The sequence below is a fragment of the Ruegeria sp. HKCCD4884 genome (genome assembly GCF_013110855.1).
GTDB lineage: Bacteria > Pseudomonadota > Alphaproteobacteria > Rhodobacterales > Rhodobacteraceae > Ruegeria.
This window is the reverse complement of the sequence record NZ_WVRJ01000007.1, coordinates 132,728-158,592: the sequence shown is the minus strand read 5'-3', so window position 1 is coordinate 158,592 and position 25,865 is coordinate 132,728. Positions and strand designations below refer to the sequence as shown.

25 protein-coding genes are annotated in these 25,865 nt (G+C 56.3%); 12 read left to right on the top strand and 13 right to left on the bottom strand.

What is annotated here, in order from left to right; all coding sequences use genetic code 11:
- Positions 1-111: 111 nt before the first annotated feature.
- Positions 112-1,086 carry a LysR family transcriptional regulator gene (locus tag GS636_RS12420; RefSeq protein WP_171091850.1) on the top strand — a complete coding sequence of 325 codons (975 nt, stop codon included), beginning with the start codon at positions 112-114 and terminating at the stop codon, positions 1,084-1,086.
- Here the strand turns inward: GS636_RS12420 and GS636_RS12415 are convergent.
- Both GS636_RS12415 and GS636_RS12410 read right to left on the bottom strand, forming a co-directional pair.
- On the bottom strand, positions 1,048-1,668 hold the full coding sequence (locus GS636_RS12415; RefSeq protein ID WP_171091852.1) for an alpha/beta hydrolase: 621 nt from the start codon (positions 1,666-1,668) through the stop codon (positions 1,048-1,050). The genes GS636_RS12420 and GS636_RS12415 overlap by 39 nt on opposite strands.
- 14 nt (positions 1,669-1,682) lie before the next feature.
- Positions 1,683-2,618, bottom strand: coding sequence for a VOC family protein (locus tag GS636_RS12410; RefSeq protein WP_171669670.1), 936 nt, complete (start codon positions 2,616-2,618; stop codon positions 1,683-1,685).
- Positions 2,619-2,731: 113 nt separating this feature from the next.
- Here GS636_RS12410 and GS636_RS12405 point away from each other — a divergent pair, with 113 nt between their 5' ends.
- Positions 2,732-3,643 (top strand): LysR family transcriptional regulator, encoded by a 912-nt coding sequence (locus GS636_RS12405; protein ID WP_171669669.1) that lies wholly within the window; start codon positions 2,732-2,734, stop codon positions 3,641-3,643.
- A gap of 203 nt (positions 3,644-3,846) precedes the next feature.
- Here GS636_RS12405 and GS636_RS12400 read toward each other — a convergent pair whose 3' ends face one another.
- The 5 genes from GS636_RS12400 to GS636_RS12380 are packed head-to-tail and all read right to left on the bottom strand — an operon-like array spanning position 3,847 to position 6,807.
- Entirely contained in the window at positions 3,847-4,974 is a 1,128-nt protein-coding gene (locus GS636_RS12400; RefSeq protein ID WP_171669668.1) for a TonB family protein, read from the bottom strand.
- Positions 4,971-5,348 (bottom strand): biopolymer transporter ExbD, encoded by a 378-nt coding sequence (locus GS636_RS12395; protein WP_171669667.1) that lies wholly within the window; start codon positions 5,346-5,348, stop codon positions 4,971-4,973. Before GS636_RS12395 ends, GS636_RS12400 begins: the two co-directional genes overlap by 4 nt.
- A gap of 4 nt (positions 5,349-5,352) precedes the next feature.
- Positions 5,353-5,679: a biopolymer transporter ExbD gene (locus GS636_RS12390; protein WP_171669666.1), complete on the bottom strand. Its 327-nt coding sequence runs from the start codon at positions 5,677-5,679 to the stop codon at positions 5,353-5,355.
- Between the two features lie 31 nt (positions 5,680-5,710).
- Entirely contained in the window at positions 5,711-6,376 is a 666-nt protein-coding gene (locus GS636_RS12385) for a MotA/TolQ/ExbB proton channel family protein (RefSeq protein ID WP_171669665.1), read from the bottom strand.
- Complete coding sequence (locus tag GS636_RS12380) at positions 6,373-6,807, bottom strand: hypothetical protein (protein ID WP_171669664.1); 435 nt, start codon at positions 6,805-6,807, stop codon at positions 6,373-6,375. Before GS636_RS12380 ends, GS636_RS12385 begins: the two co-directional genes overlap by 4 nt.
- Before the next feature lie 469 nt (positions 6,808-7,276).
- Here GS636_RS12380 and GS636_RS12375 point away from each other — a divergent pair, with 469 nt between their 5' ends.
- The 5 genes from GS636_RS12375 to GS636_RS12355 all read left to right on the top strand — a co-directional run bounded on the left by GS636_RS12375 (position 7,277) and on the right by GS636_RS12355 (position 14,450).
- Positions 7,277-8,221: a FecR domain-containing protein gene (locus tag GS636_RS12375; RefSeq protein WP_253762759.1), complete on the top strand. Its 945-nt coding sequence runs from the start codon at positions 7,277-7,279 to the stop codon at positions 8,219-8,221.
- A 54-nt stretch (positions 8,222-8,275) separates the two neighbouring features.
- Positions 8,276-10,507 (top strand): CHASE2 domain-containing protein, encoded by a 2,232-nt coding sequence (locus tag GS636_RS12370; RefSeq protein ID WP_371808726.1) that lies wholly within the window; start codon positions 8,276-8,278, stop codon positions 10,505-10,507.
- Positions 10,508-10,750: 243 nt separating this feature from the next.
- Positions 10,751-12,211, top strand: a complete 1,461-nt coding sequence (gene xylB / locus GS636_RS12365) for a xylulokinase (protein WP_171669663.1) — start codon at positions 10,751-10,753, stop codon at positions 12,209-12,211.
- The gene (locus GS636_RS12360; RefSeq protein WP_171669662.1) at positions 12,208-13,155 is read left to right on the top strand and encodes an aldose epimerase family protein; all 948 of its coding nucleotides are present in this window, start codon (positions 12,208-12,210) and stop codon (positions 13,153-13,155) included. The genes xylB and GS636_RS12360 overlap by 4 nt, the downstream gene beginning before the upstream one ends.
- Positions 13,152-14,450, top strand: a complete 1,299-nt coding sequence (locus GS636_RS12355; RefSeq protein ID WP_171669661.1) for a cytochrome-c peroxidase — start codon at positions 13,152-13,154, stop codon at positions 14,448-14,450. Before GS636_RS12360 ends, GS636_RS12355 begins: the two co-directional genes overlap by 4 nt.
- Before the next feature lie 7 nt (positions 14,451-14,457).
- Here the strand turns inward: GS636_RS12355 and GS636_RS12350 are convergent, their stop codons facing one another.
- Together GS636_RS12350 and GS636_RS12345 are read right to left on the bottom strand one after the other, a co-directional pair.
- The gene (locus GS636_RS12350) at positions 14,458-15,969 is read right to left on the bottom strand and encodes a CRTAC1 family protein (protein ID WP_171669660.1); all 1,512 of its coding nucleotides are present in this window, start codon (positions 15,967-15,969) and stop codon (positions 14,458-14,460) included.
- On the bottom strand, positions 15,959-17,176 hold the full coding sequence (locus tag GS636_RS12345) for an ROK family transcriptional regulator (protein ID WP_171669659.1): 1,218 nt from the start codon (positions 17,174-17,176) through the stop codon (positions 15,959-15,961). The genes GS636_RS12350 and GS636_RS12345 overlap by 11 nt, the downstream gene beginning before the upstream one ends.
- A 192-nt stretch (positions 17,177-17,368) precedes the next feature.
- On the opposite strand from GS636_RS12345, the gene xylF reads away from it, so the two are divergent.
- From xylF to xylA, 4 genes are all read left to right on the top strand, one after another.
- Positions 17,369-18,349, top strand: coding sequence for a D-xylose ABC transporter substrate-binding protein (gene xylF / locus GS636_RS12340; RefSeq protein WP_371732105.1), 981 nt, complete (start codon positions 17,369-17,371; stop codon positions 18,347-18,349).
- 75 nt (positions 18,350-18,424) lie between these two features.
- Positions 18,425-19,723, top strand: coding sequence for a sugar ABC transporter permease (locus tag GS636_RS12335; RefSeq protein ID WP_171182571.1), 1,299 nt, complete (start codon positions 18,425-18,427; stop codon positions 19,721-19,723).
- Positions 19,723-20,520, top strand: coding sequence for an ATP-binding cassette domain-containing protein (locus tag GS636_RS12330; protein WP_171174927.1), 798 nt, complete (start codon positions 19,723-19,725; stop codon positions 20,518-20,520). The genes GS636_RS12335 and GS636_RS12330 overlap by 1 nt, the downstream gene beginning before the upstream one ends.
- Before the next feature lie 10 nt (positions 20,521-20,530).
- Positions 20,531-21,838, top strand: coding sequence for a xylose isomerase (gene xylA / locus GS636_RS12325; protein ID WP_171669658.1), 1,308 nt, complete (start codon positions 20,531-20,533; stop codon positions 21,836-21,838).
- Between the two features lie 44 nt (positions 21,839-21,882).
- Here the strand turns inward: xylA and GS636_RS12320 are convergent, their stop codons facing one another.
- Positions 21,883-22,308, bottom strand: a complete 426-nt coding sequence (locus tag GS636_RS12320; protein ID WP_171182575.1) for a VOC family protein — start codon at positions 22,306-22,308, stop codon at positions 21,883-21,885.
- 191 nt (positions 22,309-22,499) lie between these two features.
- Here GS636_RS12320 and GS636_RS12315 point away from each other — a divergent pair, with 191 nt between their 5' ends.
- A complete protein-coding gene (locus tag GS636_RS12315) occupies positions 22,500-23,903 on the top strand; it encodes an MATE family efflux transporter (RefSeq protein ID WP_253762757.1) in 1,404 nt (467 codons plus the stop codon).
- 10 nt (positions 23,904-23,913) lie between these two features.
- Here the strand turns inward: GS636_RS12315 and GS636_RS12310 are convergent, their stop codons facing one another.
- The 3 genes from GS636_RS12310 to GS636_RS12300 all read right to left on the bottom strand — a co-directional run bounded on the left by GS636_RS12310 (position 23,914) and on the right by GS636_RS12300 (position 25,860).
- Positions 23,914-25,011, bottom strand: a complete 1,098-nt coding sequence (locus tag GS636_RS12310; protein ID WP_171669657.1) for a M56 family metallopeptidase — start codon at positions 25,009-25,011, stop codon at positions 23,914-23,916.
- Complete coding sequence (locus GS636_RS12305) at positions 24,998-25,393, bottom strand: BlaI/MecI/CopY family transcriptional regulator (RefSeq protein ID WP_171089177.1); 396 nt, start codon at positions 25,391-25,393, stop codon at positions 24,998-25,000. Before GS636_RS12305 ends, GS636_RS12310 begins: the two co-directional genes overlap by 14 nt.
- A 65-nt stretch (positions 25,394-25,458) precedes the next feature.
- The gene (locus tag GS636_RS12300) at positions 25,459-25,860 is read right to left on the bottom strand and encodes a DUF2160 domain-containing protein (RefSeq protein WP_171089179.1); all 402 of its coding nucleotides are present in this window, start codon (positions 25,858-25,860) and stop codon (positions 25,459-25,461) included.
- Positions 25,861-25,865 lie beyond the last annotated feature (5 nt).

Below are 25,865 nucleotides of genomic sequence, written 5' to 3'. Positions count from 1 at the left end.
CGCTCAGTTCCAGGTTCTGTTGTGTAACGATGTGGGGTGTAGTTTGAACTCGACAAAGCAGAAGTTCTGCGGGTATGCATTAGCTGGGCTAAATTATAAATTTGAGCTGCCATGCCACTGACCCGATTGCCTTCCTTGCTGAGTTTGCGCGCCTTTGAGGCGGCGGCCCGGCGTGGATCGATCAAGGAAGCGGCCTATGAGCTTTCGGTCACCCCGGGCGCGGTCAGCCAGCAGATAAAGGCGCTGGAAGCCGACCTTGGAGTGCCTTTGTTTGTGCGAAAGACCCGCGCAATCCATCTGACACCCGAAGGACAGCGCTTGCAGCCAACGATCAGCGAAGCGTTCTTGCAGATCCGCCAAGTGGTTGATGAGGTCCGACCCAAGAAGACACCCAAACTGCGCATCAGTTCCAGCAATGCGCTGATCAGTAAGTGGCTTTTGCCGAGGCTTCACAAGTTTACCAAGGACCACCCTGACGTTCAGGTTCACATCGAGTCCGAAAACCCCTCGGACCACAAAACCCACGCCACGGCCGATATCGAGATCCGATATGCAAGCGAGCCGCCTTCGGACCGGTATGCGCAGTTGCTCCACCGTGAACTGATGCTGGTTGTCGCCAGCCCGGCTGTGCTGAACACATTTGGCATAAGGTCTCCTGCCGATATTAACGCCGCGCAGGTTTTGTACGACACAACGCCGATGCTGGCCGGATCGGTTCCCAGCTGGGTTCTTTGGAGCCAACACGCTGGTCTCCCGAATGCGGTAGACCCTTCCAAAGCCATGCGGTTCGAAAGACCACCGGGCGGTCAGATTGTGGACGCCGCGATCGCAGGCGCGGGTGTAGCGCTGTGTGGATCGTTGCTGGTTTACTCGGCACTTTCTGACGGTCGGCTGATCTGCCCATTCGGTCCTGTAGTAGAGACAGGGTTCAACTATTTCATTTGTTGCCACCCGGGGCGCGAGCGTGAAGAGCATATCCATGAGTTCATGTCCTGGGCGCGCAAAGAAGCCGCTGTGTTGTCTACGTTGAATGCGCTGCTTGATCATTCAGCCGAGGCTGACGTCCCCGTTGAAGTGGGTCGCTAGGGCCGTCAGCTCGGAGTTGCGCAATTCGTGCCCGCCTTCGTGAATATCTGATGTGACCACGGCGCCATTCTCGGACAGCCATTTGATCAGGCGTTCTGACATCGTCAGCGGCGTGATCGGATCGCGCCGACCCGCCGTTACCAGAACCTTCCGTCCCTTTAGCTGCGGATTTACTTCGGGTTCCCAAGTCACCATCGGATGCAAGAGCCCGACCGCTTCGAAAAGGTCCGGACGTTTAAGAAAGACGGACGCCAGAATATTTGCCCCGTTCGAATAGCCGAAACCATAGACGGGGTGGCCGGGATATTCTGAGCGATGGGCTTCAATGAACGCGATCATCTTTTCAGTCGCGCGCGCAAGGTCCTCCATGTCATAAATCCCCTCTGCGGCGCGACGGAAAAACCGCGCCGCGCCCATCTCAGAGACATCACCGCGCGGCGAAACCACTCCGCCTCCGGCAACAAGCTCGCCAGCCAGTTCGAAAAGCTGATGCTCGTCCCCTCCGGTGCCGTGAAAGGCAAAAACCAGCGGACGGGCAGATTGCGGCGCCCGCACCAGCGCCTGATAGAGATCTTTGGACATCTCAACCTCCGTCATCATGGTTCAAGTGAGGGCAGAAGACTTTCTATCTTGCTGCGATGTGGCTCGTAACGGGTGGGCAGCTTGAGCGCTTCACCCAGATGGGCCGTATCTTCGTCACGGTCAAAACCGGGCTCGTTCGTGGCGATTTCGAACAGCACACCACCCGGCGTGCGGAAATAGATCGCCCAGAAGTAGTCGCGGTCGATAACCGGCGTGACCTGATAGCCGGTATCCAGCAAAGCCTGCCGAACACGCAGCTGCGCGGCGCGGTCTTCGACGGCAAAAGCGATGTGATGAACGGACCCAGCGCCTTGACCAGCGGTCGGAGCACCTGACGGCAGCTGTTGCAAATCAATCGTGTCTGCAGCGTTGCCCCCTTCGATCACATAGCGGGTCACGTCATCTTCGGTTTCAGCTTTCTGGTACCCCATGAAACTGAGCAATTCGCCCGTCGCGTCGACGTCCTTCAACGCAAAGCGTGCGCCTCGGAAACCCAAGATTCCGGCGTCATTGGGAACGCCGCCCTGGGTCCAGGCTGTCCGACCTCGCACGTCAGTTTCGACCAAGGCAAAGCTGTCGCCATCGGGACCGTCGAAGGACAAACGCTTTTCTCCGAAGACGGTGTTTTCGGTCAGCCCGGTCACACCGCCAGATGCAAGATGCTGTTTCCAGAACGCGATACCACCTGTAGGGATGGCAAACTCCGTTACGCCAACCTCTCCGGCACCACGACGCCCCCGAGGCATCTGACCGAATGGAAAGTAGGTCATGACCGAGCCAGGTGTTCCAACTTCATCTCCGTAATAGAGGTGATAAACCTCAGGTGCGTCGAAATTGACCGTCTTTTTCACCCGGCGCAGACCCAGAGTGTTGGTGAAGAAAGCATTGTTGATGCTGGCGTCTGCAGCCATCGATGTGACGTGGTGCAGCCCTTTGATGTCTTTGATCATGTTCCGCTCCTGGGCGAGTGTTCAACTTGCATCAAAGATGGCGTATCTATTATTGAAGTGAATAGACAACCATGTAGGTTTATTATTGACGAGAACGGAATTATTAAGCTGACATGATCGAGCTTAAGCCCATCCGCGTCCTGCGCGCTGTATCAGACCAGAAAAGCTTTTCCTTGGCCGCGCGTGAACTGGGTATCGCTCCGGCATCAGCAACACGCATCATAGCGCAGCTTGAGAAAGACCTCGGCACACAGCTTCTGGTACGCACCACACGGCAAGTTTCACTAACCAGCGCCGGAGCAACTGTCCTTGCGCAGTACCGACCGTTGTTGGAGGGGTTTGAGGAGGTTACACGAAACCTTCAACGGGCCAACCAACCCGACAAGGGCCACCTTAGGCTGACCGCGCCCGTTTCACTCGGCGTTGCCTTGCTGCCGCAAGTGATCTCGGGGTTTCGGCTGGCCTATCCGAATATTTCAGTTGAGATCAACTTCACCGATACCCTGCTCGATGTGATCGAGGAAAACTGCGACCTCGCTGTACGTGTGTCTGGGCCGCCGACCGATAAATCAACAATTTGGCGCAAATTATGCGAAGTTCCGCGGCATATGATTGCAGCGCCGTCACTGTTTGAACGCATTCCTAGACCTGATCATCCGCGCGATCTTAACCCAGACTTTCTGATGTCTTACAGCGCGCAAGGCCGCTCTGAAACCTGGGAATTCTCTCATGCAGGTAGCAAAGTTTCAATTCAAGCAGGCGGAAAGGTAATCTCCAACAATGGAGACTTCCTCTACGCTCTTGCGGTCGCTGGAGACGGCATATGTGTTCTACCCGATTTCATAACTTACAAGGGATTGGCCAGCGGGCAAGTCGAGCAGGTGATGCCAAACTGGTCTATCACATCGTTGTGGCTTACGCTGTACTACCCGCCATACGAACAACTCCCACCGATCGTCGGAACGTTTGCCGAGTACTTTGAAGCGTTTGTGCAGAGCCATCCGAACCTGGAAACAACAGCTTAGCACGTGGACTTGCCGAGTGCTGTCAACTTTGTACCAAATAAGATCACGGTTTTCGCGGCAAACTCAGACTGGTTCGAATTCGTCTGACCGCAGCGCCATCAAAGCCCACAGCGTTTTTGACTGGCAAAAAGTCCAGCGCGCCTGCAAAGCAAGCACGTCCCATCTTTGCCAGAACCCTGGTTGCCCCTTCGATGCAGATCAGATCACCGTATCTGGTAATAGAATGACAGCTTGCGACTGGCGCCTCCAGGCGGGCGTGGGAAAGGTGCGGCGGTTCGGACCTGTTCCTTTGCGGCACGTTCTATGTCGGGCGAGCCAGAGCTTTCGACGACTTCGACCCAAGCCAAAGAACCATCGGGATCGATCTGAAAAAACACGCGCGCATATCCGCGCGCAGCAACGTAGACGATTGGCGCTCGGTTCAAATGAACCAGAACCTCACCGGCATAATTTGTTGTGTCCGAGTTTCCGGGGCCACGTCCCCCAGACCGATTGCTGCCTCTGCTCTGTCGGAAGACATCCACACCTTCTCGTTTGAAGGCCGTGAGAGGCGATTCAATTGTCTGTTCGGGAAAGCGCAGATTGTCGAAGTTTCTGAAAACCTCCAATGATCTTGGCTGTTCTGTTTGCGCATTGCGATTTGGTGGTCGCGGTCGAAGCGACGATGTAGGGGCCTGATCCGTTTGCTCTGATTCCGCTTCGGGAAGAGGCACATCAGCGTCATCCTCTAAAGGGTTCAACGCTGTATCCGGTGTCACGGGCTCGATGGTTTCAGCTTCTTCGGTGTCGACCGGAGAGAGCTCGGGTGGCAATGCGGCAATCTGTACGTCATTTACCGGTTCTTCGACAGAAGAGGGCTCGACCGGGGAAATGGTTTGATCGGGCGTTGCTTCCGGGTTTTCGGTCGCGGTATCGGACCCTGCGGCTTCAGCGCTTTCACCATTGTCATCAGGGGCTTGTTCCACAGGTTCGGTGACGGCTTCGTCAGGCGCTCTGGGCTGAATGATCGTCGAGTCTCCGGTATCGGGCGCATAGGTTTGCTTTGGGTCGGGCGACGCGACACGGGCATCGCTTGTGGGACTCTCGGCCTCGCGCGGCTCAACTGGCGGTTCTTCTGGCGGGGGCGGCGCTTCGGTCAGCTCCGGCTGAACGGGTTCAAGTCGGGTATCGACAAACTCTTCGAATGTATTGCCTAGCTCGACAGTGTCAGCTCGGTTTTCTCCGGTGGCTTGGTTTGAAAAGTTTGGCACAGTTAGGCTTAGGCCCCCAAGATGCACCAGCACAGAAACCGAGATCGCAAGGAGTGCGACGAATAAAGACCGCCGGATCATTCGAGGGCCTGTTCTGTCATCAGAAAAACCGAAGGCGCACCTAACCGGCGCAGATTGCTGGTAATCTCCATCAACACGGGGGCAGGTGCATTTCTATCCGGCACGATCCGCACAGGTCCGCCGTCGTGGTCTTGCATGAATGCCTCGGCGCTTATCGGTCTGCCACGAAAGCGCAACGTGCCATCCGGATACAGGACAAGCGCATCTGGGGGCTCGCGACCTTCAAGATCTGCGGTGTTTACCAGGTCCAGTTCTGAGTCCAACGGCGGCGCTATCGTGCCCGCGATCAGAAAAAAGATCAGAATGAGGAAGACGACATTGATCAGCGGAATAGTTGAATCTCGGTGTCGGCCGGGTCGGATTTTGCGGATCATCGACTTACTCCAGCACGCTAACCGTCAGACCTTCGCGACCACGCAGCCGAACAAGAAAATCCACAAGACGTTGTGCGGACGTGTCGTTATCAAGGCTGACCAGAACCTGACCGGTCAGGGTTTGCTCGGCCAAGTCGTCAAGCGACATGGGTTGGCCATTCAACACCGCCCGCGTGGCGCCAAGTTGAACAAAAAAGCGCTCGGTTGGTTCCGCGTCGCTTGACCCGCCCGCAGCCGCACTGCTGAGTTCAATCTCGCTGAACCGTGAAAAGGTCGAGGACAGCATGAAAAACAGCAAAAGCAGAAAGATCACATCGATCAGGGGCGTCATCGACATACGCCGCCGGACAAATGGCGCGGTGTTACGCATGTTCCGGTGCAACTGAGACCGCGCCAGCCTCTACTGCGCTTGTTATCGAGGGTCCTGGCACCAGAACCGTGCGCAGAGCCTTGTCCGCAAAAACACGCTCGCGTGCGGTGCGACTTTCCAGCCAGGACAAAACCATCGAAGTCGGCATTGCAACGGCCAGACCTACGGCAGTTGTAATCAAGGCCACCCAAATCCCACCGGCCAGAACCGATGGATCAACTGATGACCCTGCGGCTTGCAGGCTTTGGAAGGCGCTGATCATACCCAGAACCGTGCCAAAAAGACCCAACAAGGGTGCAAGCTGTGCCACTGTGTCCAGCAGGCGGAAGCCACGCTCCAACCCCGCAAGCACAAGGCTCGCCTCGGCATCCAGCCTGTCATCGGCCCCGGGCACGCCCGATGCGTCCATTGCAGCGCCAACGATAGGCGCAAGATAGCTTTTGCTGCCAGCCAGCTTTACGCGTGCTGCATTCTGGTCACCTGCGTCCCACGCGGCGAGTGCTTCGGACAGAACCTTGTGCCGACCGACACCACAGACCGCAAATTGCCAGAGTTTGTAAAGCGTGACGGCCAGTGTCAGAACCGACATCGCGATCAGGATCGCGACGACGGGCCCACCAAGGGCAAAGATTTCACGAAGTGCGGTCAGTGGACTCATCCCAAAAGCTCCATGTCTACCCGGCTGCTCGGCGACAGGGCATCTTCGCAAACTTCACTTTCGGACCCGTCCACCACGCAGGACTGTGCGCCATTGATCAAGGCTTTCCTAACCGAGGCGCAAGTCAGGTTTGGTAATTCGAACTGACGAACGCGTGCTTTGTCGGCCGGCAATTCACCGAACCTGAAAATAGAGAGTTGCAAAAGGCCACCATCGACATCAAACAAGACCGTTTCAAACACCGCGTTGTCTATCGAATGTCCGGTTTCATTCTTGACCAGAAACGTAAACCTGCAGGAACCCTCGATATCTTCGACCGTGTTCAATTCCATAAACAGTTTGCCTGATTGTTCGGCGTCAGATTGCGCAAGCGCGTACGACGACAGCCCCCCGCACAACACGGCCGCTGCAAAAAGGCGACTAAGAAACATAAGTTTACTCCATTTTTGTTGCGCTCAGTTTGCGGGCGATGACCATCAGTTGGCCGTTTGTTTGTTGTCACAGTTGTTCGTCATGTAAAGAGTAACGAAGGGTCGAGGAGTAAAAGGATCGTCAGCGTAAGTTGATGAGTGCGTCTACATCGTAAGAAATACGAAGCACAAAAAGAATTTCAACTGCGCTTGAGAACATCAAGCCCGGCCGTCGCGGCGCCGCGAGCTGTGAGTGAAAGTTTCAATCTAGGGCAGACACATCAGCTTGCCCGCCTAAATGCTGGGTTACGCCAGAACGGTGGAGTGGACATGCTTTGCATATTAAACTTGCTAATCGCGCATCAAATAATGCATATTTGTCTATATTTTTTCGTCATTAGAATAACAAAAAGTATGCTTTTTAAGGGGTGGACATCGAGCACAGTGCAATTTGCACGTATCAGGACCCAATGGGGGAAGGGGCTCGATTTTGTCGTGGTTAAAGATTGTGTTGGTTCTTTGCTTTGTTGTGATCATGCCGTTGCAAGCCGTTGCCAGCATTGGAAAAGTTATCAGTGCCAAGCAAGGTGCCCAGCTTATTCGTGAGGGAAAAGCTCAGCCTGTGTATTCAGGGATGGATGTCGTGTCAGGGGATACGATTTCCACGGACCGGACTGGGTTGATCCAAATTGTCTTTGTGGATGACACCAAGATCGCAATCGGCCCCAACGCGCGCATGGTGTTGGATGTGACTCTTTTACGTGGCAATCGTAAAGCCAAGAACTTTGCTGTTCAGGCGCTTGGCGGCAGCTTTCGGTTTATTTCCGGCAAAAGCCGAAAGAGGGCTTATTCGATAAAAACACCTTCAGCGACGATGGCGGTTCGCGGCACAACTTTCGATATGTGGGTCGTGTCGGAACAGCAAAGCGCGATGCTGGTGCTTGAGGGGACTGTCCGAATGTGCGGTCTCAATGGATCTTGCAGATCTTCGGGGCGTCAGTGCAGCATGTACGCAACAGGCGGAGGCGGAGCCGTCGGGCGCCCTGCCAGCCAAGCACAATATGAACAGGCGTTACAAAGCGGGTTTCCCTTTGTTCAATCCCAGGAAGGTCTTTTGCCACCGTTGCAAGTAAGGGTCGAAGGCTGTGCCGGGGAAGCTGCGCCGATACGACGTGTCAAACCCAATAGGGCAGAGCCACGCGCAGCGCCTTTGGAACGTGGGGAGAGAACGACCACGGTGGAAACGACGCCATCCGCAAGCCCGGCCCCTTCGGGGCAAAGTGAGCCCGAACACGTGGATCCCGATCCGCAGGAGCCCGAGTACGAGGATCCTGATCCACAAGAGCCGGATTATGAGGACCCCGATCCGCAAGAACCTGAACGCGAAGAAACTTACCCTGAAGATCCCGACCCGCAGGAGCCTGAAAGGGAATAGTTCGACGGACGCTTTTGAGTAACGGCGTGTTTTTCCTCTTACCCGGAGGATGATGTGAGCAAAAAGATGCATAAACCCAAGAACGGGCGATGGGCCTTTCGTCTGGTGGGGCTGATCCTGATCCTGCTTGGCTGCACTGTACGAGCAGTGGATCCTTACCCGGTTCGCATGACGCGCCTTGTTTATTTCGACGTTTTGCAAAGGTTGTCCCCGCGAGAGTTCGATCCGAATCTTCCGATACGCGTCGTGGATATCGATGAAGACGCTTTGGCCAATTGGGGGCAGTGGCCCTGGCCACGCACTTTGGTTGCGCAGATGGTGGAAAACCTTGGGGAATACGGTGCTGCAGCCATCGCATTCGATATGCTGTTTGCCGAGCCGGACAGGTATTCGCCGTCACGGCTTTTAAACGATCCGTCATTGGCTGGCATTCTGACGGTAGAACACCACGCCAAGCGGCTGGACAATGATGTGCTGCTGGGTATGGAAATTGCCTATTGGCCAGTTGTTCTGGGTGCCGCCGCGCGGTTGTCTGAGGAAGGCAAGAGTATCGCAGCCAAAGCGGGTATCGTCGAATTTGGAGAAAGTCCAACAGCTGGTCTGATCTCGGTTCCACATTGGACGCCAATCGCACCACCGCTGGATCGTACTGCCGCCGGTATTGGTGGTGTCAACGTCTCACCCATAGGCGGAACAGGTATCGTGCGCCGCGTGCCAGTGCTATGGGATGGGCCGGATGGGCCTATGCCTGGTCTGGCTATAGAGTCTTTGCGTGTCGCGTTGGGAGAAACCAATATCTTCGCCGAAGGCGCTGTGGACGAAGAGGGGATCATGCTGGCGGTTGAGGTTGGCGGATACCAGGTGCCAACGACCGAGAATGGCGAGCTTTGGCTTAAGTATCGGCGAGACACACCCGATCTGTATATTTCGGCCAGCGACGTTATGAAGGGTTCTTCGGACGCGTCTTTGCGGGCCGAAATCGAAGGGCGCATAATACTCGTTGGAACATCTGCTGCTGGTTTATTCGACATACATCAAACCGCGCTTGGGGAAAGCGTTCCTGGTGTTTCCATTCATGCACAGATGATCGAGCAGGTTCTGACCCAAGACATGCTCAGCCGTTCTGACGTGACGGCTGCGCAAGAACTGCTTGCTTTTGTCTTTCTTGGGCTCGTGGTTATTGGCGTCATGTCCAGCTTTGGCGCAGTCGCGTCTTTTGTCGCCGGGGGTATTGCCGCAGCTGCAGTTCTGACGATCAGCTGGATGGTTTTTCAAAATCAATCAGTGTTGTTCGACGCAACATTTCCTTTGATCGGCGGTATGGCAAATTTCGGTCTCTTGGCGGGCTACCTGTTCATATCGACCGAGCGCGAAAAGCGTGAGATCCGCAAGGTTTTCTCGCATTACGTCGCCCCGGAGATCCTTGATGAAATGGAGCACTCGGGCCACCAACTGCAACTTGGCGGGGAAACTCAGGAAATCACGGTGATGTTTTCAGATATACGTGGGTTCACCTCTCTATCCGAGTCAGCATCCGCCACTGAACTTGTTTCAGTACTGAATGCGCTGTTCTCCAAAATCGGGGACCAGGTGTTGTATGAACGGGGAACGATCGACAAATTCATTGGCGACGCGATAATGGCCTTTTGGAATGCGCCAATACCTGTCGCGGACCATCCGTGTCGCGCGGCGTTCGCCGCGCTCAAGATGCGGGATGCTTTGGCGGACTTCAACGCATCCGACATTATGAAAAGCCGTCAACCCATTGCATTGGCAACAGGAATTGCCACGGGGCAGGCATGCGTTGGTAACATCGGGTCCGAAAAACGTTTCAACTATACTGTCATCGGCGACGTCGTGAACGTATCAGCACGGCTCGAACAAAGCTGCCGTACGGTCGACTATGATATTGTTGTGTCAAACGGGGTTGCTCAAGCCGGGCAAGCGGATCTGGCCCTGTTGGAAGCTGGACATGTTGATCTGAAAGGCAAAGCCAACCCGGAACCTGTGTACGTGTTGGTAGGTGACAAACTTGTGCTGGAGACTGCGGCGTTCAAAGACCTCAAAGATCTGCACAGCGAATTGATTTCTGCGATCACTGGTCGACACCCGCAAAGCAGAATTGAAGATTTGTGCCGGTGCTGCGAGGGCTTGGCTGAAAATATCGAACCTGGGCTGCGCCGGTTCTATCGCGCGCTTCTCGGGCGAACGGCCGATTTCAGATCAGACATACCCGCAGGTGAGCTTATGTTCACCAGCTACAATCGACGGCTCGGATCCGGGTAGGCGGGGTCACGTCCAGGAAAAAGATCTGCTTTAACCAGACTTCATTGAAATGGCCTGTGGGTGTGAGTTTGGCAACTCGACGCTGGGTGATCTTCTGTTTTGACGCCTTTGGCGCGCGGGATACTACACAAAAAAGATGTCGCATTCCTTGAATTTGGCGTAAGACGTTAGCGCAAACTGTTTTGCAAGAAGCCAGCAATAGCCTGGTCGTAAATTGCGACGTACAAAAAGGGGGGAGAGCAGGTGTATCTTGGTCTGGATCTGGGGACATCCGGTCTCCGTGGAATTGTTGTGGACGACGGCGGGCGTGTGCTTGCGGATGCCGAAGCGGGTGTTGAAACCTCAACGCCGCGCTCTGGCTGGTCGGAGCAAGCGCCATCGGACTGGATCAAGGCTTGCCAAAAGGTGGTTGTCCAATTGCGCCAGGCGAATTCTGCAGCGTTTTCTGCTGTGCGTGCCATTGGGCTAAGCGGGCATATGCATGGTGCCACGTTACTTGACCACGAAGGCTCGGTGTTGCGGCCATGTATCTTGTGGAATGACACGCGATCCGCGTCCGAAGCTGCCGAGTTGGATGGTTCCACCGGGATGCGCGAGGTTACAGGGAATATCGTTTTTCCAGGATTTACGGCGCCAAAGCTGGAATGGGTGCGCGGACATGAACCCGAGATCTTCGAAAAAGTGTCTAAGGTTCTGCTTCCCAAGGATTACCTGCGTTTTTGGCTCACAGGCGAATATATCAGTGACGTGTCGGACAGTGCCGGGACAGCGTGGCTGGATGTTGGTCGCCGCGAATGGTCTGACACGGCGCTTGAGCTGGGGCATATGCGCCGAGATCAGATGCCTCAACTGGTTGAAGGCAGCGCGGTTGGAGGGCAGCTACGGACCGAGATCTTGCAGAGCTGGGGCCTGACCGGGCCTGTACTGGTTGCAGGAGGAGCAGGAGATAACGCTGCAGCAGCCTGCGGTATCGGCAGTATCGACGAAGGTACGGGTTTTCTGTCACTGGGAACCTCGGGGGTGTTGCTGGTGGCGAAAGAAAGTTATGCGCCCGCGCCGGAAACGGCGGTTCATTGCTTTTGCCACGCGGTGCCCAACCGTTGGATTCAAATGGGTGTCATCCTGTCCGCCACAAACAGTCTGAACTGGCTTTCACGCAACGTGGGACAGCCTGTTGCAGCGTTAGCGTCTGCCTTGCCGGACCGGATCGATGGGCCCTCGGATACGACTTTTTTGCCTTACCTGTCAGGCGAGCGGACACCCCATAACGACAGCGCCATCAGAGGGGCTTTTCTGGGGCTGGATATAGCGGCGGATCCCAAGGCGCTGACACAGTCTGTAATGGAAGGTGTCGCCTTTGCCATGCGCGATTGTCTTGAGGCGCTCAGGGGTACGGGAACAACGCCCCAAAGTCTTCTCGTCGTGGGGGGCGGGGCACGATCGCGGTTTTGGCTGGAGACGCTGGCGACTGCTCTGAACACACCGCTTGCTTTGCCCAAAGGAAGTGAGTTTGGCGCAGCGACCGGTGCGGCACGTCTGGCCGCCTGCGCATCTGAAGGGGCAGATCCAAAGGACATTATGACCCCGCCGGACATTTCAGAGGTCATTATGCCCAGAACAGAACTGTGCGATGGGTATGATGAAGCGTACCAACGCTATCGCCAATACTACACGGCCCTGTCGCCGCTGTCGGTGCAAAGATGACGGATCAGTCTTCTGCGACCATTGAGCGGGTCACCTTGCAAGACGGTGACATGTCTGTTGCCTTGCTGAACTATGGCGCGATCACACAAGGTTGGTGGATGGGACAAACGCCGTTGATACTGGGCTATGACTCTCCGCAGGATTACCTCACAGATCCGTATTATCTGGGCGCAACTGTCGGACGCGTGGCCAACCGCATCAGCGGAGCCCGGTTCGACTTGCTGGGCGAAACCTGTCGCTTGACCGCGAATGAGGGGCAAAACACCTTGCATGGCGGCGGGACCGGGTTGTCCAGAAGACACTGGAATTTCCGTGAAGTTTCTAGAAATCAAGCTGTTCTGTCCGTGGTTTCACCTGACGGCGACGGCGGCTTCCCCGGCTCAGTGCGGTTTGAGTTGGGCGTAGAGCTTAAGTTCCCGCGCCTGACCTACACGATCACCGCGCGTCCGGATCGACCCACGCCGATCAGCATCGCGCAGCATAATTATTACACTCTTGGCTGTTCGCAGGGCATTCTCGATTGTCGTCTCAAATTAAATGCCGATCAGTTTCTGGAACTAAACGAAAGCGCTGTTCCCACAGGCCGCATTCTGAACACCAAGGACGAAAATCTGGATTTCTCGTGCCGTCGAATTATTGGTCAAGAAACAGGCTGTCTTGACCATTACTTCGTGTTTGCGGACGGGAGAGATGTGAAAATGCCTGTGGCAGAAGTCGACGCACCAACGGGTTTAAGTATGAAAGTCTATTCCGATCAACCCGGTGCTCAGGTCTATGCGGCGGCGCATTTGTCGGATCCGTTCAGACCTGGGGCCGCGCTTTGCATTGAACCTGCCGGATACACAGACGCGGTCAACCATCCCGCGTTCCCGTCTGTGATCTGCACGCCGGAAAGGCCTTATCATCAGAAACTTACGTTAGAGATAGACGGGGTGCGCACATGAGAGGTCAGATTTCGGCGGCCGTTGCCGGCCTGTGGCTGTTCGTACCCGCAGTTCAGGCACAAGACCTTGGCCCGGTTCCGACGTTTGTTGAGCCGGATCTGGAACGTGTCGAGTTGGGGCAACTGCTGTTCTACGACCCCATCCTGTCGGGAAACAAAAACATCAGCTGCGCGACCTGCCATCATCCTGAACTTGGCACATCTGACGGCCTCTCGCTTGGAATTGGCGAGGGTGGTGTGGGACTTGGGGCAGAGCGTAACATCACTCAGGACAACACGCCTGAACAGCGGATCCCGCGAAACTCTCCGGGCTTGTGGAATTTGGGCGCGCTGGAGTTCACGACCTTTTTCCATGATGGGCGGTTAGAGGCTGATCCGACACAGCCAAATGGCATCCGAACACCGTTAGGAACGGATATGCGGCCCGGTTTTCAATCGGCTCTGGCCGCGCAAGCGATGTTCCCGGTGCTTTCACCCGACGAAATGGCTGGGCACTATTCCGAAAACGAGGTGAGCAAGGCCGTGCGACTTGGCTTGTTGACCCAGGAGGGCGGGGCCTGGGACCTGATCGCGGCCCGGGTGGCGGCGATACCGGAATATTCGCAGCGGTTTGAGGACATCGCGCCCGGGGAAGAGATCACCTTTACCGCCATCGCCAATGTCATCGCGGATTTCATCGCGTTTGAATGGCGGGCAGAAAACAGCCTTTTTGACCGCGCGATGCGGGGTGAAGAAACTCTGCCCGCGACAGCGCAATTGGGTATGACACTGTTTTACGGTGAGGCCGGGTGCAGCAGCTGTCATTCTGGATGGTTCCAGACGGATCATAGTTTCCATTCCATAGCCATGCCCCAGATCGGCCCCGGAAAAGCGGCCCGTTTCGAAAACCACGTGCGCGATGACGGACGGTTGCGCGTCACGGGCGATACAGGGGACGCGTTTGCCTTTCGCACACCCTCGCTGCGGAACGTGACGTTGACCGCGCCTTACGGGCACAGCGGCGCTTATGCGAAGCTTGAGGATGTGGTGCGCCATCATTTGAATCCGGTGGCAGCCTTACGCAGATATTCGATCGAGAAAGCCGAACTGCCCGGATTTCATGGGGCCAAGGATGCCCAGGCCATGCAGGACCCGGCACACGTCGAAGCGATTGCCGCTTCTAACACATTGGCTCCTGTTAGCCTGAGCGACGATGACATCAGCGCCATCCTGAGTTTCCTCGGCACTCTGGAGGACCCGGCAGTTCGGTTGGGTGTGCCCAAGACGGTTCCAAGCGGTTTGCCCGTTGACCAATAGTCATCGGTCAGCGGCTAAGACGTATCACCTGATTGGGGTTTGCGGTCTGCCAATCACTTGCCTTGCCGTCGGGCCAGATCACCCTGATCTGCAAGCTTTCCGTGTCGCCCAAGCCAAAATGGTGAAATCCAGCAATGCCACTGGCATGGCCGCCGCCAACTGTGACTTCCCGCGTCTGCACTCCGGCGTCCGTTTTGACCTCGATAAAGCTGCCAATAGCCAAGCGATTGGGGTGCGCATGACTCAGATCTACCATCAACCAGTTGCCGTCCTGTGGCGTGTTCTGAAAAACTTCCAGCGGAGAGCTGCGATTGACCACCACCATGTCCAGCCAGCCATCCCCGTTCAGATCGGCCAAGGCTCCGCCACGGGATTTTTGCATAGAAGCGACGCCTGCGTCTGATGCTGTTTCGACAAACTGACCATTGTCGTTTTGCATCAGCAGGTTGTTTGGATCAGTTTGCGCAGCGTCGGGCATCTGCTCGACGTTACCTTTGGTGACAAAAATATCGTCCAGCCCGTCATTATTCACATCACCAAACTGCGCGTGCCAACCGGTTGAAGGGCGACCATCTCCACCTGTATGCGGCCTGTGTGCTGTTGTTCCCCGATCATAGGTCGCATCCCGCCATGTCGGCCCTGCAGTCGACGGATCGAAGGTTTGGAATTTCTGATCGCCCATCGAGGTCAGGTAGACGTCTGGAAACCCGTCGCCAGTCAAATCGCGCGAGGCGATGCCCATGCCCCAGATCGAATAGGGCAGCCATCCGTCTGACTGCCCATAAAGACGCGGGGTGTCTTCCATCGCCCACAATTGTTCTTGCCCGTCGCGGACGTAGTAGTGTCGGTCGTTACTGACACGAAGGTCCGCGCGGCCCGACCGCGCCCAGTCGGAAAAAAGAATGGATAGGGAACAATGCCCGGGTTCCAGGTGGATAGGTGCGCCATAGACTTCGCCGTCCGGCCGGTACAACACGGTTGGTCCGCAAGTCTCAAACGGCCCGTCCGGATCGCTGCGGTCAACATAAGTACCAAACGCCAGCGTAGGCAGCGCTTGCCCGCTTTCCCAGGTGGCCGAGAAACCGGTGGTCCAATGATCATCGGAATGGAAGTTCAGCGTTGTGAAAGGCGCGAACGCGCAATCCGGCCCGCCCCGCAGCAACAGATCGGGACCCACGCGCAGAATTGCGAGATCAAGTTGCCCGTCGCCATCTACATCCAACGGGTACGCGCCGGTCACACCTGTCAGGGATAGTGCGCTGGGCGTATCTGCGCGAAATCGAACATCCGTCTCGGACAGGTTTATGAATAGCTGCGCGGGGTTGGAGCCTCCGGCGGCGTAAAGCTCGGGGCGGTCGTCACCATTACAGTCGAAGACAGCGACCCCGCCGCCGACGAAATGTTCCCAGCCACCGTCATAAACCTGGGGCGGAACGTCAACGCCACGAAACTGCGGGGAAGGTACATCTGCAGAAACGTTTGTTGCTGTGATCAGCAGGAAAGCAAGACTAGTTCGCATGCGCAGCCAGTTCCCTGACTTTCAGGATCGAGACCTGTTCGATTCCATAAGCAGCCGCTCCCTTTGCCCACATTGAATCCCCCCAGTGGTTCACTTTGATTTCGGGTAAGGGTGCGTCAACGCTGACGACGCCGCTTTTGATACGCGCCATGACCTCCTCCGAATGAAGGTACTCAAAACTTCCGCGTGTTCCGGACAGAATAATGCACTCGGGGTCGAACAGGTTGATCAGGTTCGAAAGACCCATTCCAAACATCTGCCCGGCACGTGCTAAAACCGAGATCGACCTTGCATCCCCGGCTTTTGCGGCTTCGAGAATATCGGCAAGTGTTCGCGGGTCCGTGGCTTGGCTTGCGATCGTGGCTTCACGGATCAGGGCGTATTCTCCGACATAAGCCTCAAGGCAGCCGCGTTGTCCACATTGGCACAGCGCGCCGTCCAGTTGAACTTTCAAATGCCCGAACTCCGCCCCGCAACCGCGTTCGCCGCGATAAAGCTTGCCATCAAACACAATGCCCAGACCTATCCCATGTTCAATGGTAACGACCAGAAAGGTCTTTAGCCCTTTGCCCAACCCAAAAAGCTGCTCGGCTTTGGCCACCAGATTGGCATCGTTTTCGATAAAGGCGGGGCAGGGCAGGGCCTTGGACAAGAGCGGGCTCAGGTCCACATTTCGCTCGGTTAAAGACGATGACCAATGAACAAAGTTCTTTTCAGCGTCGATCAGCCCTGCGATGCCGATGCACACTCCGGACAGATCCGTCAGCGAACGATGCGCCGCGTCGCAGGCATGGGACAGGGCCGTGTAGATCATCTGTGTGAAGCCCTCGGGTGCCATGCGTGCCTCATCCAACGGATGGATATAGGACGCGATTTCCGTACCCTCGAAATCCACCAAAATGACCGAGATCTGATGCCGGGCGACTTTCACGCCAGCGATCACGTGGCATCCACCTTGCAGCTTGAGAAGCACACGCGGTCTACCGCGACGCGTGGATTTTGACGACGACTCCCCTTCAATTTCCTGGATAAGACCGGCGGACAGCAGGTCTGCCGTGGCCGAGGTGACCGTAGCGGGGCTGGTCTCAAGCGCGGTGGCAATGTCGATTCGCGAGATGGCTTCCGTTGCGCGAATCTGTTCCAGCACACGCAACCGGGTGATGTTTCTTTGGTCTGTGGCGTTTGAAGAAGCTTTGCTTTTCAGCATCTTGCCCTCGCGAATCTAATCCCTGTTTCAACCTAGGTGGTTTTTTCTGTTACCGATAGCATAAATATTTTACCGACTGAAATAAATATGCTACTCAGAATTATCGGGGCCACGAATCATGAAGCGATGGCTCAATGAAACCGGGAGGAAATCATGAAAAGAATTCTCAGCGCTTCCGCTTTGGCGGTGTTGATGGGTACGGCCGCTTTTGCCGAACCTGTTGTGGGCGTCAGCTGGTCGAATTTCCAGGAAGAGCGTTGGAAGACCGACGAAGCCGCGATCAAAGCCGCGCTTGAGGCGGGTGGAGCCGAATACATTTCGTCGGATGCGCAATCATCCTCGGCCAAGCAGTTGTCGGATATCGAGAGCCTGATTGCCCAGGGCGTTGATGCGCTGATCATTCTGGCGCAAGACTCTCAGGCCATTGGTCCGGCGGTTCAGGCCGCTGCTGACGAAGGCATTCCAGTCATTGCCTATGACCGCCTGATCGAAGATGACCGTGCGTTTTATCTGACCTTCGACAACGTCGAAGTTGGTCGGATGCAAGCGCGCGCGGTATTCGACGCGATGCCCAAGGGTAATTACGTGATGATCAAGGGTTCGCCCACCGACCCCAACGCGGATTTCCTGCGTGGTGGTCAGCAAGAGATTATCCAGGGCGCTGTTGACAGTGGCGACATCGTGATTGTGGGTGAGGCTTATACTGACGGCTGGCTGCCTGCGAACGCGCAACGCAACATGGAACAGATCCTGACTGCCAACGAAAACAACGTTGATGCTGTGGTCGCCTCGAATGACGGTACTGCTGGTGGCGTTGTTGCTGCACTGACCGCACAAGGCATGGACGGTATTCCGGTCTCGGGCCAGGATGGTGACCACGCGGCGCTGAACCGTGTTGCCAAGGGTACGCAGACCGTCTCGGTCTGGAAAGACGCACGTGAGCTGGGCAAAGCTGCCGGTGAAATCGCGGTTGCGTTGAGCAGCGGAACCAGCCCTGCAGATGTCGAAGGCGCGATCAGCTGGACTTCGCCCGGCGGCACCGAGATGAACTCTGTCTTCCTGGCGCCTGTGCCGATCACAAAAGACAACCTGACCGTTGTGGTCGACGCGGGCTGGATCCCGCTGGAAGACCTGTGCCAGGGCGTCGAAAACGGCCCTGCGCCCTGTAACTAAACCAAGTTCCAAATCACAACGTCTCTGGCCCGCAAGGGTGGGCCAGAGATCATAGCTGAACATGAAAGATCGGATATGACCGAAACTTCGTCTCAGCCGGTACCCCAAAAAGCAAAGGCCAACCTGTTCCAGCAGCTGGAACTAGATATGCGGCTATTGGGCATGATCGGCGCCTTCATCATCCTGTGCATCGGCTTCAACATCGTAACGGATGGCCGTTTTCTGACACCCAGAAACCTGTTCAACCTGTCGATCCAGACCGTTTCGGTTGCGATCATGGCGTGTGGTATGGTGTTCATTATCGTCATGCGCCACATTGACCTGTCGGTTGGCGCACTTTTGGCGACCACATCTGCTGTCATGGCGATGACCCAGACCGAGCTGTTGCCCAACGTATTGGGAATGGGTTTGAACCACCCGGCGACCTGGGCGATCACTTTGGTTGTGGGCCTTGTGGTGGGCACATTGATCGGCGCGTTTCACGGTTGGATGGTGGGCTACCTGACCATTCCAGCCTTTATTGTGACGCTTGGCGGTTTTCTGGTCTGGCGCAACGTGGCCTGGTACATGACCGATGGCCAGACAATCGGTCCGCTGGACAGCACTTTCCTGATGTTCGGGGGGACAAACGGCACGTTGGGAACAACCGTCAGCCTTCTGTTCGGCCTTGCCGCCACTGCTATTGCGATCTGGGCGTTGTGGAGCGGCCGCCGGTCCAAAGCCGCCCATGGGTTTCCTGTGAAACCTGTTTGGGCCGAAACGACACTGGCTGGGATCATTGGCATCGCCATCATGGGCTATGTCCTGATTGTCAACAGCTATGCGATCCCGACCCGCCGTCTGGAACGGATGTTCGAAGCGCGGGGTGAGACCATGCCCGAGGGGCTGATTGTTGGCTACGGCATTCCGATCTCGGTCCTGATCCTGATCCTGGTGGCCGTGACATTGACGGTTGTAGCCCGCAAAACCCGCTTTGGCCGCTATATCTTTGCCACTGGCGGCAACCCGGACGCGGCAGAGTTGTCGGGTATCAACACCCGGATGATGACCGTCAAAATCTTTGCTCTGATGGGGTTCTTGTGTGCGTTGTCAGCGGTTGTGGCCTCGGCCCGTCTGGCCAACCACTCGAACGATATTGGCACGCTGGATGAACTGCGCGTGATTGCTGCGGCAGTGATCGGTGGAACCGCTCTGTCGGGTGGTATCGGCACGATCTATGGCGCAATCCTTGGCGCGCTGATCATGCAGGCGCTGCAATCTGGTATGGCCATGGTCGGCGTTGATGCGCCGTTTCAGAACATCGTCGTCGGCTCTGTTCTTGTCTTGGCCGTCTATATCGACATCGTCTATCGCAAACGTCTGGGGGCGAAATGATGCAAGCTCAAGAAACACAGAACCAAGCATCGGGCCGTGGCTCCGGCCAGCCTCCGCTTGTGGAAATGCGCGATATCTCGATTTCTTTCGGGGGCATCAAGGCGGTGGACCACGTCTCGGTCGATCTGTACCCGGGCGAAGTTGTGGGCCTCTTGGGCCACAATGGGGCCGGTAAGTCCACTCTGATCAAGGTGCTTTCGGGCGCCTATCAGATGGACCATGGTGAAATCCTGATTGATGGCAAGAAGGTTGAGATCAACAATCCGCGTGACGCGCGGGCCAACAATATCGAGACGATCTATCAGACGCTGGCGCTGGCGGACAATCTGGATGCAAGCTCGAACCTGTTTTTGGGGCGCGAGATGGTCACGCCCTTTGGTCTGGTCAACGATGCCGCGATGGAGGCTGAATGCCGCAAGATCATGGCGCAGCTGAACCCGAACTTTCAGAAGTTCAACGACCCGGTTTCGGCCCTGTCGGGTGGTCAGCGGCAATCGGTGGCCATTGCACGCGCGGTGTATTTCAACGCACGCATCCTGATCATGGACGAGCCTACGGCAGCGTTGGGTCCTCATGAAACGCAAATGGTGGCGGACCTGATCCAACAGCTAAAGGCGCAAGGCATCGGGATTTTCCTGATCGACCACGATGTGCACGCGGTGATGGAGCTGTGCGACCGGGCCTCGGTCATGAAGAACGGGCAACTGGTTGGTACCGTGGACATCCCTGATGTCACTGATGACGACCTGTTGTCGATGATCATTCTGGGCAAGAAGCCCGGCGAAAAGACGGAATGAGGTAAACGAGATGACGAGCGGTTTCTTTCAAGGGATCGAGCAGGTCCAATTCGAGGGCGAGGGCAGTAAGAACCCGCTCGCATTCCGTCACTACAACCCGGACGAGATCGTCATGGGCAAACGCATGGAGGATCACCTGCGTTTTGCCGTGGCTTGGTGGCATTCGTTCGCGTGGGAGGGCGGGGATCCGTTTGGCGGCCCCACTTTCGAACGCCCCTGGCACCCGCAAGACGATATGGGGCGGGCCAAGATGAAGGCCGATGTGGCCTTTGAGATGTTTCAGATTCTGGGGCAGCCTTACTTCTGCTGGCATGATGCAGACATTCGCCCAGAGCAGGGGAATTTTGCGGACAATCTGCGGACACTGAACGAGATCACCGACTATATCGGTGAAAAGATGCAGCTGTCGGGCACCAAGCTGCTGTGGGGCACGGCTAATATGTTCAGCCATCGCCGCTGGATGGGCGGCGCCAGCACAAACCCTGACCCGGATGTCTATGCTTTTGCTGCGGCCACGGTGAAATCCTGTCTGGACGCCACCCACAAGCTGGACGGCGAGAACTATGTTCTTTGGGGCGGACGCGAAGGGTATGAGACGCTGCTCAACACTGACTTGAAGACCGAGCTGGATCATATGGGCCGGTTCCTGAACATGGTGGTCGAGTACAAGCACAAGATCGGGTTCAAAGGCGCGATCCTTGTTGAGCCCAAGCCGCAGGAACCGTCAAAGCACCAGTATGATTTTGACGCGGCCACCTGCATCGGTTTCTTGCGTAAGTATGGGCTTGAGGATGAGGTCAAACTGAACCTTGAACAGGGGCACGCGATCCTTGCGGGGCATAGCTTTGAGCACGAAATCGCCGTGGCCGCAGCTGAAGGTATGCTGGGCTCAATCGATATGAACCGGAACGACTATCAATCGGGTTGGGACACGGATCAGTTCCCTAACAACACGCCCGAAGTCGCGCTGGCCTATTACCACATCCTGAAATCAGGCGGGTTTACCTCGGGCGGCACCAATTTCGACGCCAAGCTGCGCAGACAATCCATCGACGCCGAAGATCTGATTGCCGCGCATGTGGGCGGGATGGATATCTGTGCCCGAGGTCTGAAAGCAGCGGCTGCAATGCTTGAAGATGGCGGTTTAGAGCAGGCGCTGACGGACCGCTATGCAGGCTGGAAGACGCCCGAGGCGCAAGCGATGCTAGCTTCGGGCCTGGACGAGATTTCCGCGCGGGTTCTGGACGAAGGGATCAATCCGCAGCCGAGATCAGGGCGTCAAGAAATACTGGAAAACTACGTCAACAGATTTGTCTGAGAGCCAGTGTCCGGGAGAGGGCGGTTGGCTCCGCCCTTTGCGGATCAGTCGTCCTGAACGACCTGCTGATGGACTTCGATCACATTGCCTTCGGGGTCGTGAAAGAACACCTGATGCCATTCTTTCGCAAACGTTGTGCCATAGTCTGAATAGGGGATGCCGCGCTCATCCAGCAGCTTCAGGAAGGCGGGTAGATCATCGGTGCGAAAGGCGATGTGGCCACGCTCGACGGGGTTAATCACCCGCCCGTTCTTGAAGGCTACGTCAAAGCTGCGCTCGGCCAGATGCATTTGCATGTTGCCCTCGGTCGCAAAGCGGATGTTGCCGTCATAGCCGCTGTCTTTGTCGGCTTCGGTACGTGGGAAATTGTCTTGCGGAATATCATCCAGACCCAGCACGTTAGTATAAAAATCATGCATACGATCAACATCATCAGCCACGAAGTTGATGTGGTGGAATTCCAGTTTCATGCTCTGCCTCGCCTCGGACAATAGGTGCTTGGGCAGTTCTAACACGTCCTCATGGGGCTGTGGATGGCAAAACGGGATGGCGGGTTGCGTCGGGTGTTTATCCGCGACCACAAAGATCGGAACGAAACCGTTGACGCGTGGCGGTGATCTGTGATGCTGGCGAGATAACACACCGACCACCACAGGTTAGAATGTCCAACCAATCTCAAACCGAAGCCGTATTCCTGAGCGGCAGTCTGATGCGGCATGTCACCCGCATGTCGTTGACGACAAGCATCGGGCTGATGGCAATTTTTGCCGTCGACTTTGTAGACATGGTCTTCATTTCGATGCTGGGCAACGACGCGCTGGCGGCGGCGGTGGGTTACGCTGGAACGCTGTTGTTTTTTACCAATGCGATCAATATCGGCCTTTCGATTTCTGCCGGGGCGCTGGTTGCGCGGGAACTGGGTGCGGGGCGGGCCGAACAGGCAAGGCATTATGCGTCCAGTGTAGCGGTGCTGGGTTTGATCGTCGGGTTGGTCGTACCCGTTCTGGTTTTGTTGAACCTTGGTCACCTGCTGTCATTGCTTGGCGCAGAAGGTGAGGTTCTGAAGCTGGCCACACGCTATGTCTCGATCATCCTGCCAACAATGTGCGTCATGTCGATTGCTATGGCGGCCATGGCCGTATTACGCGCCCATGGCGATGCGCGGCGGTCGATGATGGCCACGATCTATGGCGGCGTGGTGAATGCGGTTCTGGATCCGATCCTGATCTTTGCCGTGGGGCTGGGGCTGGATGGGGCGGCAATAGCCTCGGTTCTGGCGCGGCTGTGCATGTTGGGGGCGGCGCTATGGCCTGCGCTGCGGGTTCATCAAGGGTTTGCGCGCCCGTCTTTGAAACAGGTGGCTCAGGACTTGCGTCCGGTTCGCGCCATCGCAATTCCTGCCGTTCTGACAAACGTGGCCACGCCCATCGGGAATGCGATCATAGTGCGAGAGATCGCCCAATACGGAACCGATGCGGTGGCGGGTATGGCCGTCATTGGTCGACTATTGCCAGTGGCCTTTTCGGTCATCTTTGCCCTGTCAGGCGCAATAGGGCCAATCATCGGGCAAAATTTCGGGGCCGAGAAGATTGACCGGGTACGCGCCGCTTTTCTGGCCGGGATCAAATTCACCGCACTTTATGTTCTTGGCATGGCCGCGATCTTGTTTCTGCTTCGCGCACCCATTGCAGACTTGTTCGCGGCCCAAGGGGAAACACGAGTTCTGATTTATCTGTTCTGCGGGCCTTTGGCGCTGGCCTCGTTTTTCAACGGCGTGATTTTCGTCTCGAATGCCAGTTTCAACAACCTTGGGCACCCGGTTTATTCCACATGGATCAATTGGGGGCGTCACACGATTGGAACGTGGGTTTTCGCAACCATCGGATCAAATCTCGCGGGGGCATCTGGTGTTCTGTTGGGACAAGCATTTGGCGGCGTCATTTTCGCCATAATCAGCTGGGTTATGGTCGAGCGTGTGGTGGCGCGCTTGGGCCGGTCACATGCGCCCGAACCTTTTGTGGATCAGGGTCGTATTCATTCCCTGTTCGGGCGTCGCGGCTGGTGAGGCAGCGGCATCAGTTGCCCTGATTGCGCGCCTGAAGACGTTCCAGATTGACCACCGTCGACAGCATAAGGCGATCATGACTCCAGTCCTGAGTTTGCTGGATCGAAGCCGCACCCAGCGCCAAAAGGATGGCGAAGGTCAGTGACATACCAAGGAACAGCGCCGGTAGGGGGGCTTCTGCGGGCTGTGCATCCGTCAATGCTATGACACGTTGGCGAAGCACGCGTTTGGCTTTTCCACCGGTCACAAAGGCAACGTTTAAGACGCGCGGATTTCTTGTCGAAAGCGTGCGCGCGCAATAGTCCAGCAGACACGTGGTGTATTCACGCGCATCAATCCTTTTGCGTTCAACGACGGATTGGTCACATGCCAGTTCACGTAAGCGGCCGAACTGGTACTTGAGCATCAGATATGCGGGGTTCCAGAACAGCAGAGGGCGCAGAAGTTCAAAGCCGAGTTCCCATTCCACATCGCCCGCACGAATGTGCTGAAACTCGTGGGCCAGCGCAAAGCGTAGTTCGCGCGGTGTGTCCAGAAGATGGCTTGGCAGAACGACGTGACGGCGGCGCAGGCCGCGCACCGCGAACGGTACGGTGATGCGATCCGACAGGCGGATATCCACCTTTGTCGATTTCCGCCAAAGGAAACTGGACTTGACCGTTTGCCGGATCATCACAGCGTCCCGAAAAGCTCGAACGGCATATACAACTGCGACGACAGCGAATAGGGCGGCGAGTGAGATGAAAACGGGCTGCTGTCCTGACAAAGCAAGATCAACCCATCTTTCACGTGTATTCAGCAGGGCCTCAAATTGCACGGCAGGCATGGCGATATCACCGCGTAGATAAGCGGCAACCGCTATGTCACCAAGGGCGACGGCGCCCCCCGGCCATGCGTGAGCGGCCAAAGACGATACGCCCAATGCAAGAAAGGGGCTGATCAGAATACAAACGCACAGCACCTTGAGTGCACGTAGCTGTGCGACATAGCCATGGCGCAGGGTCGTGCGGGTCAGGGCGACGCGTGCCATCAACCAGATGGCCGCCGACAATGCCAGCACAATGTTGAGTTCGATATATGCGTCGAGAACCGGTCTAACCGCTGTCATTTTGCAGTCTCCTCTCTACCAGCGCTCGAATATCCTCCAGGTCGGCTTCGCTCAGCCCCGCATCATCGACGAGCCTTGCCACCAGCGTGGCAGGCGTGTCATCGAACAAGGTGCGGGACAGGTTTTGCAGCGAACGGGCCTGATATCTGTCCTTTTCCAAAAGCGGCGTATAGATCAGGGTTTTTCCTGACTTACGGCTTTCCACAAAACCCTTTTCATCCAGAATACGCAGAATCGTGGCACCGGACGTGTAGGCCAGATTGCGGTCTGAGGGCAGGCGGTCCAGGACATCGCGCACCGAGCCTTCCCCGAGGGCCCAGAGTTCGTTCATGAACTCCAGTTCGACCTCGGTCAGCAGATTTGTCGTCTTTTTCTTTCGCATCGATCTCGGTGCCGTCATGTTTAGTATGCCTGACAGACAAGCATCCTTTCGCTGTTTCGCAAAGCTTAAACTTTCCAGAAGACGAAGATACCCCAGCCGATGGACAGGAAAAGTGGCGTCCAGACCGGTTGCCCGACAAATCCCAACCAAGCGAGGAAGATATAGGCCGAGCCAAGCAAAGTGATGAACAACCGGTCGCCCAATGTGGTTGTCAGCCCCAGCACACCACGCCGTTCGATCCCGTCGCGGTACTTGAAACCTTCGAGCAAGCCGATCAGGGCGATGGCCGAAAAGATACCGACGAACAAGGCCAGAGTTGCTGGCGTCCATGCCATCCAGAAATCGGGCCAGAGGGGATCGGTCCAGGAAAAGCCCTTTTCTTCTTGCTGGCCGACATTGCCCCAACCCGCTTGCTGGGCGACAGCCATGGTGGGCAGGAAGGGGAGGGTGAATAGAAGTTTACGCATATCGA

What these genes read in the sequence shown, in the direction of transcription:
- GS636_RS12420 (WP_171091850.1), top strand. Translation starts at nt 112, where the DNA reads ATGCCACTGACCCGATTGCCTTCCTTGCTGAGTTTGCGCGCCTTTGAG.
- GS636_RS12415 (WP_171091852.1), bottom strand. Translation starts at nt 1,668, where the DNA reads ATGTCCAAAGATCTCTATCAGGCGCTGGTGCGGGCGCCGCAATCTGCC.
- GS636_RS12410 (WP_171669670.1), bottom strand. Translation starts at nt 2,618, where the DNA reads ATGATCAAAGACATCAAAGGGCTGCACCACGTCACATCGATGGCTGCA.
- GS636_RS12405 (WP_171669669.1), top strand. Translation starts at nt 2,732, where the DNA reads ATGATCGAGCTTAAGCCCATCCGCGTCCTGCGCGCTGTATCAGACCAG.
- GS636_RS12400 (WP_171669668.1), bottom strand. Translation starts at nt 4,974, where the DNA reads ATGATCCGGCGGTCTTTATTCGTCGCACTCCTTGCGATCTCGGTTTCT.
- GS636_RS12395 (WP_171669667.1), bottom strand. Translation starts at nt 5,348, where the DNA reads ATGATCCGCAAAATCCGACCCGGCCGACACCGAGATTCAACTATTCCG.
- GS636_RS12390 (WP_171669666.1), bottom strand. Translation starts at nt 5,679, where the DNA reads ATGACGCCCCTGATCGATGTGATCTTTCTGCTTTTGCTGTTTTTCATG.
- GS636_RS12385 (WP_171669665.1), bottom strand. Translation starts at nt 6,376, where the DNA reads ATGAGTCCACTGACCGCACTTCGTGAAATCTTTGCCCTTGGTGGGCCC.
- GS636_RS12380 (WP_171669664.1), bottom strand. Translation starts at nt 6,807, where the DNA reads ATGTTTCTTAGTCGCCTTTTTGCAGCGGCCGTGTTGTGCGGGGGGCTG.
- GS636_RS12360 (WP_171669662.1), top strand. Translation starts at nt 12,208, where the DNA reads ATGACGGATCAGTCTTCTGCGACCATTGAGCGGGTCACCTTGCAAGAC.
- GS636_RS12355 (WP_171669661.1), top strand. Translation starts at nt 13,152, where the DNA reads ATGAGAGGTCAGATTTCGGCGGCCGTTGCCGGCCTGTGGCTGTTCGTA.
- GS636_RS12350 (WP_171669660.1), bottom strand. Translation starts at nt 15,969, where the DNA reads ATGCGAACTAGTCTTGCTTTCCTGCTGATCACAGCAACAAACGTTTCT.
- GS636_RS12345 (WP_171669659.1), bottom strand. Translation starts at nt 17,176, where the DNA reads ATGCTGAAAAGCAAAGCTTCTTCAAACGCCACAGACCAAAGAAACATC.
- xylF (WP_371732105.1), top strand. Translation starts at nt 17,369, where the DNA reads ATGGGTACGGCCGCTTTTGCCGAACCTGTTGTGGGCGTCAGCTGGTCG.
- GS636_RS12335 (WP_171182571.1), top strand. Translation starts at nt 18,425, where the DNA reads ATGACCGAAACTTCGTCTCAGCCGGTACCCCAAAAAGCAAAGGCCAAC.
- GS636_RS12330 (WP_171174927.1), top strand. Translation starts at nt 19,723, where the DNA reads ATGCAAGCTCAAGAAACACAGAACCAAGCATCGGGCCGTGGCTCCGGC.
- xylA (WP_171669658.1), top strand. Translation starts at nt 20,531, where the DNA reads ATGACGAGCGGTTTCTTTCAAGGGATCGAGCAGGTCCAATTCGAGGGC.
- GS636_RS12320 (WP_171182575.1), bottom strand. Translation starts at nt 22,308, where the DNA reads ATGAAACTGGAATTCCACCACATCAACTTCGTGGCTGATGATGTTGAT.
- GS636_RS12315 (WP_253762757.1), top strand. Translation starts at nt 22,500, where the DNA reads ATGTCCAACCAATCTCAAACCGAAGCCGTATTCCTGAGCGGCAGTCTG.
- GS636_RS12310 (WP_171669657.1), bottom strand. Translation starts at nt 25,011, where the DNA reads ATGACAGCGGTTAGACCGGTTCTCGACGCATATATCGAACTCAACATT.
- GS636_RS12305 (WP_171089177.1), bottom strand. Translation starts at nt 25,393, where the DNA reads ATGCGAAAGAAAAAGACGACAAATCTGCTGACCGAGGTCGAACTGGAG.
- GS636_RS12300 (WP_171089179.1), bottom strand. Translation starts at nt 25,860, where the DNA reads ATGCGTAAACTTCTATTCACCCTCCCCTTCCTGCCCACCATGGCTGTC.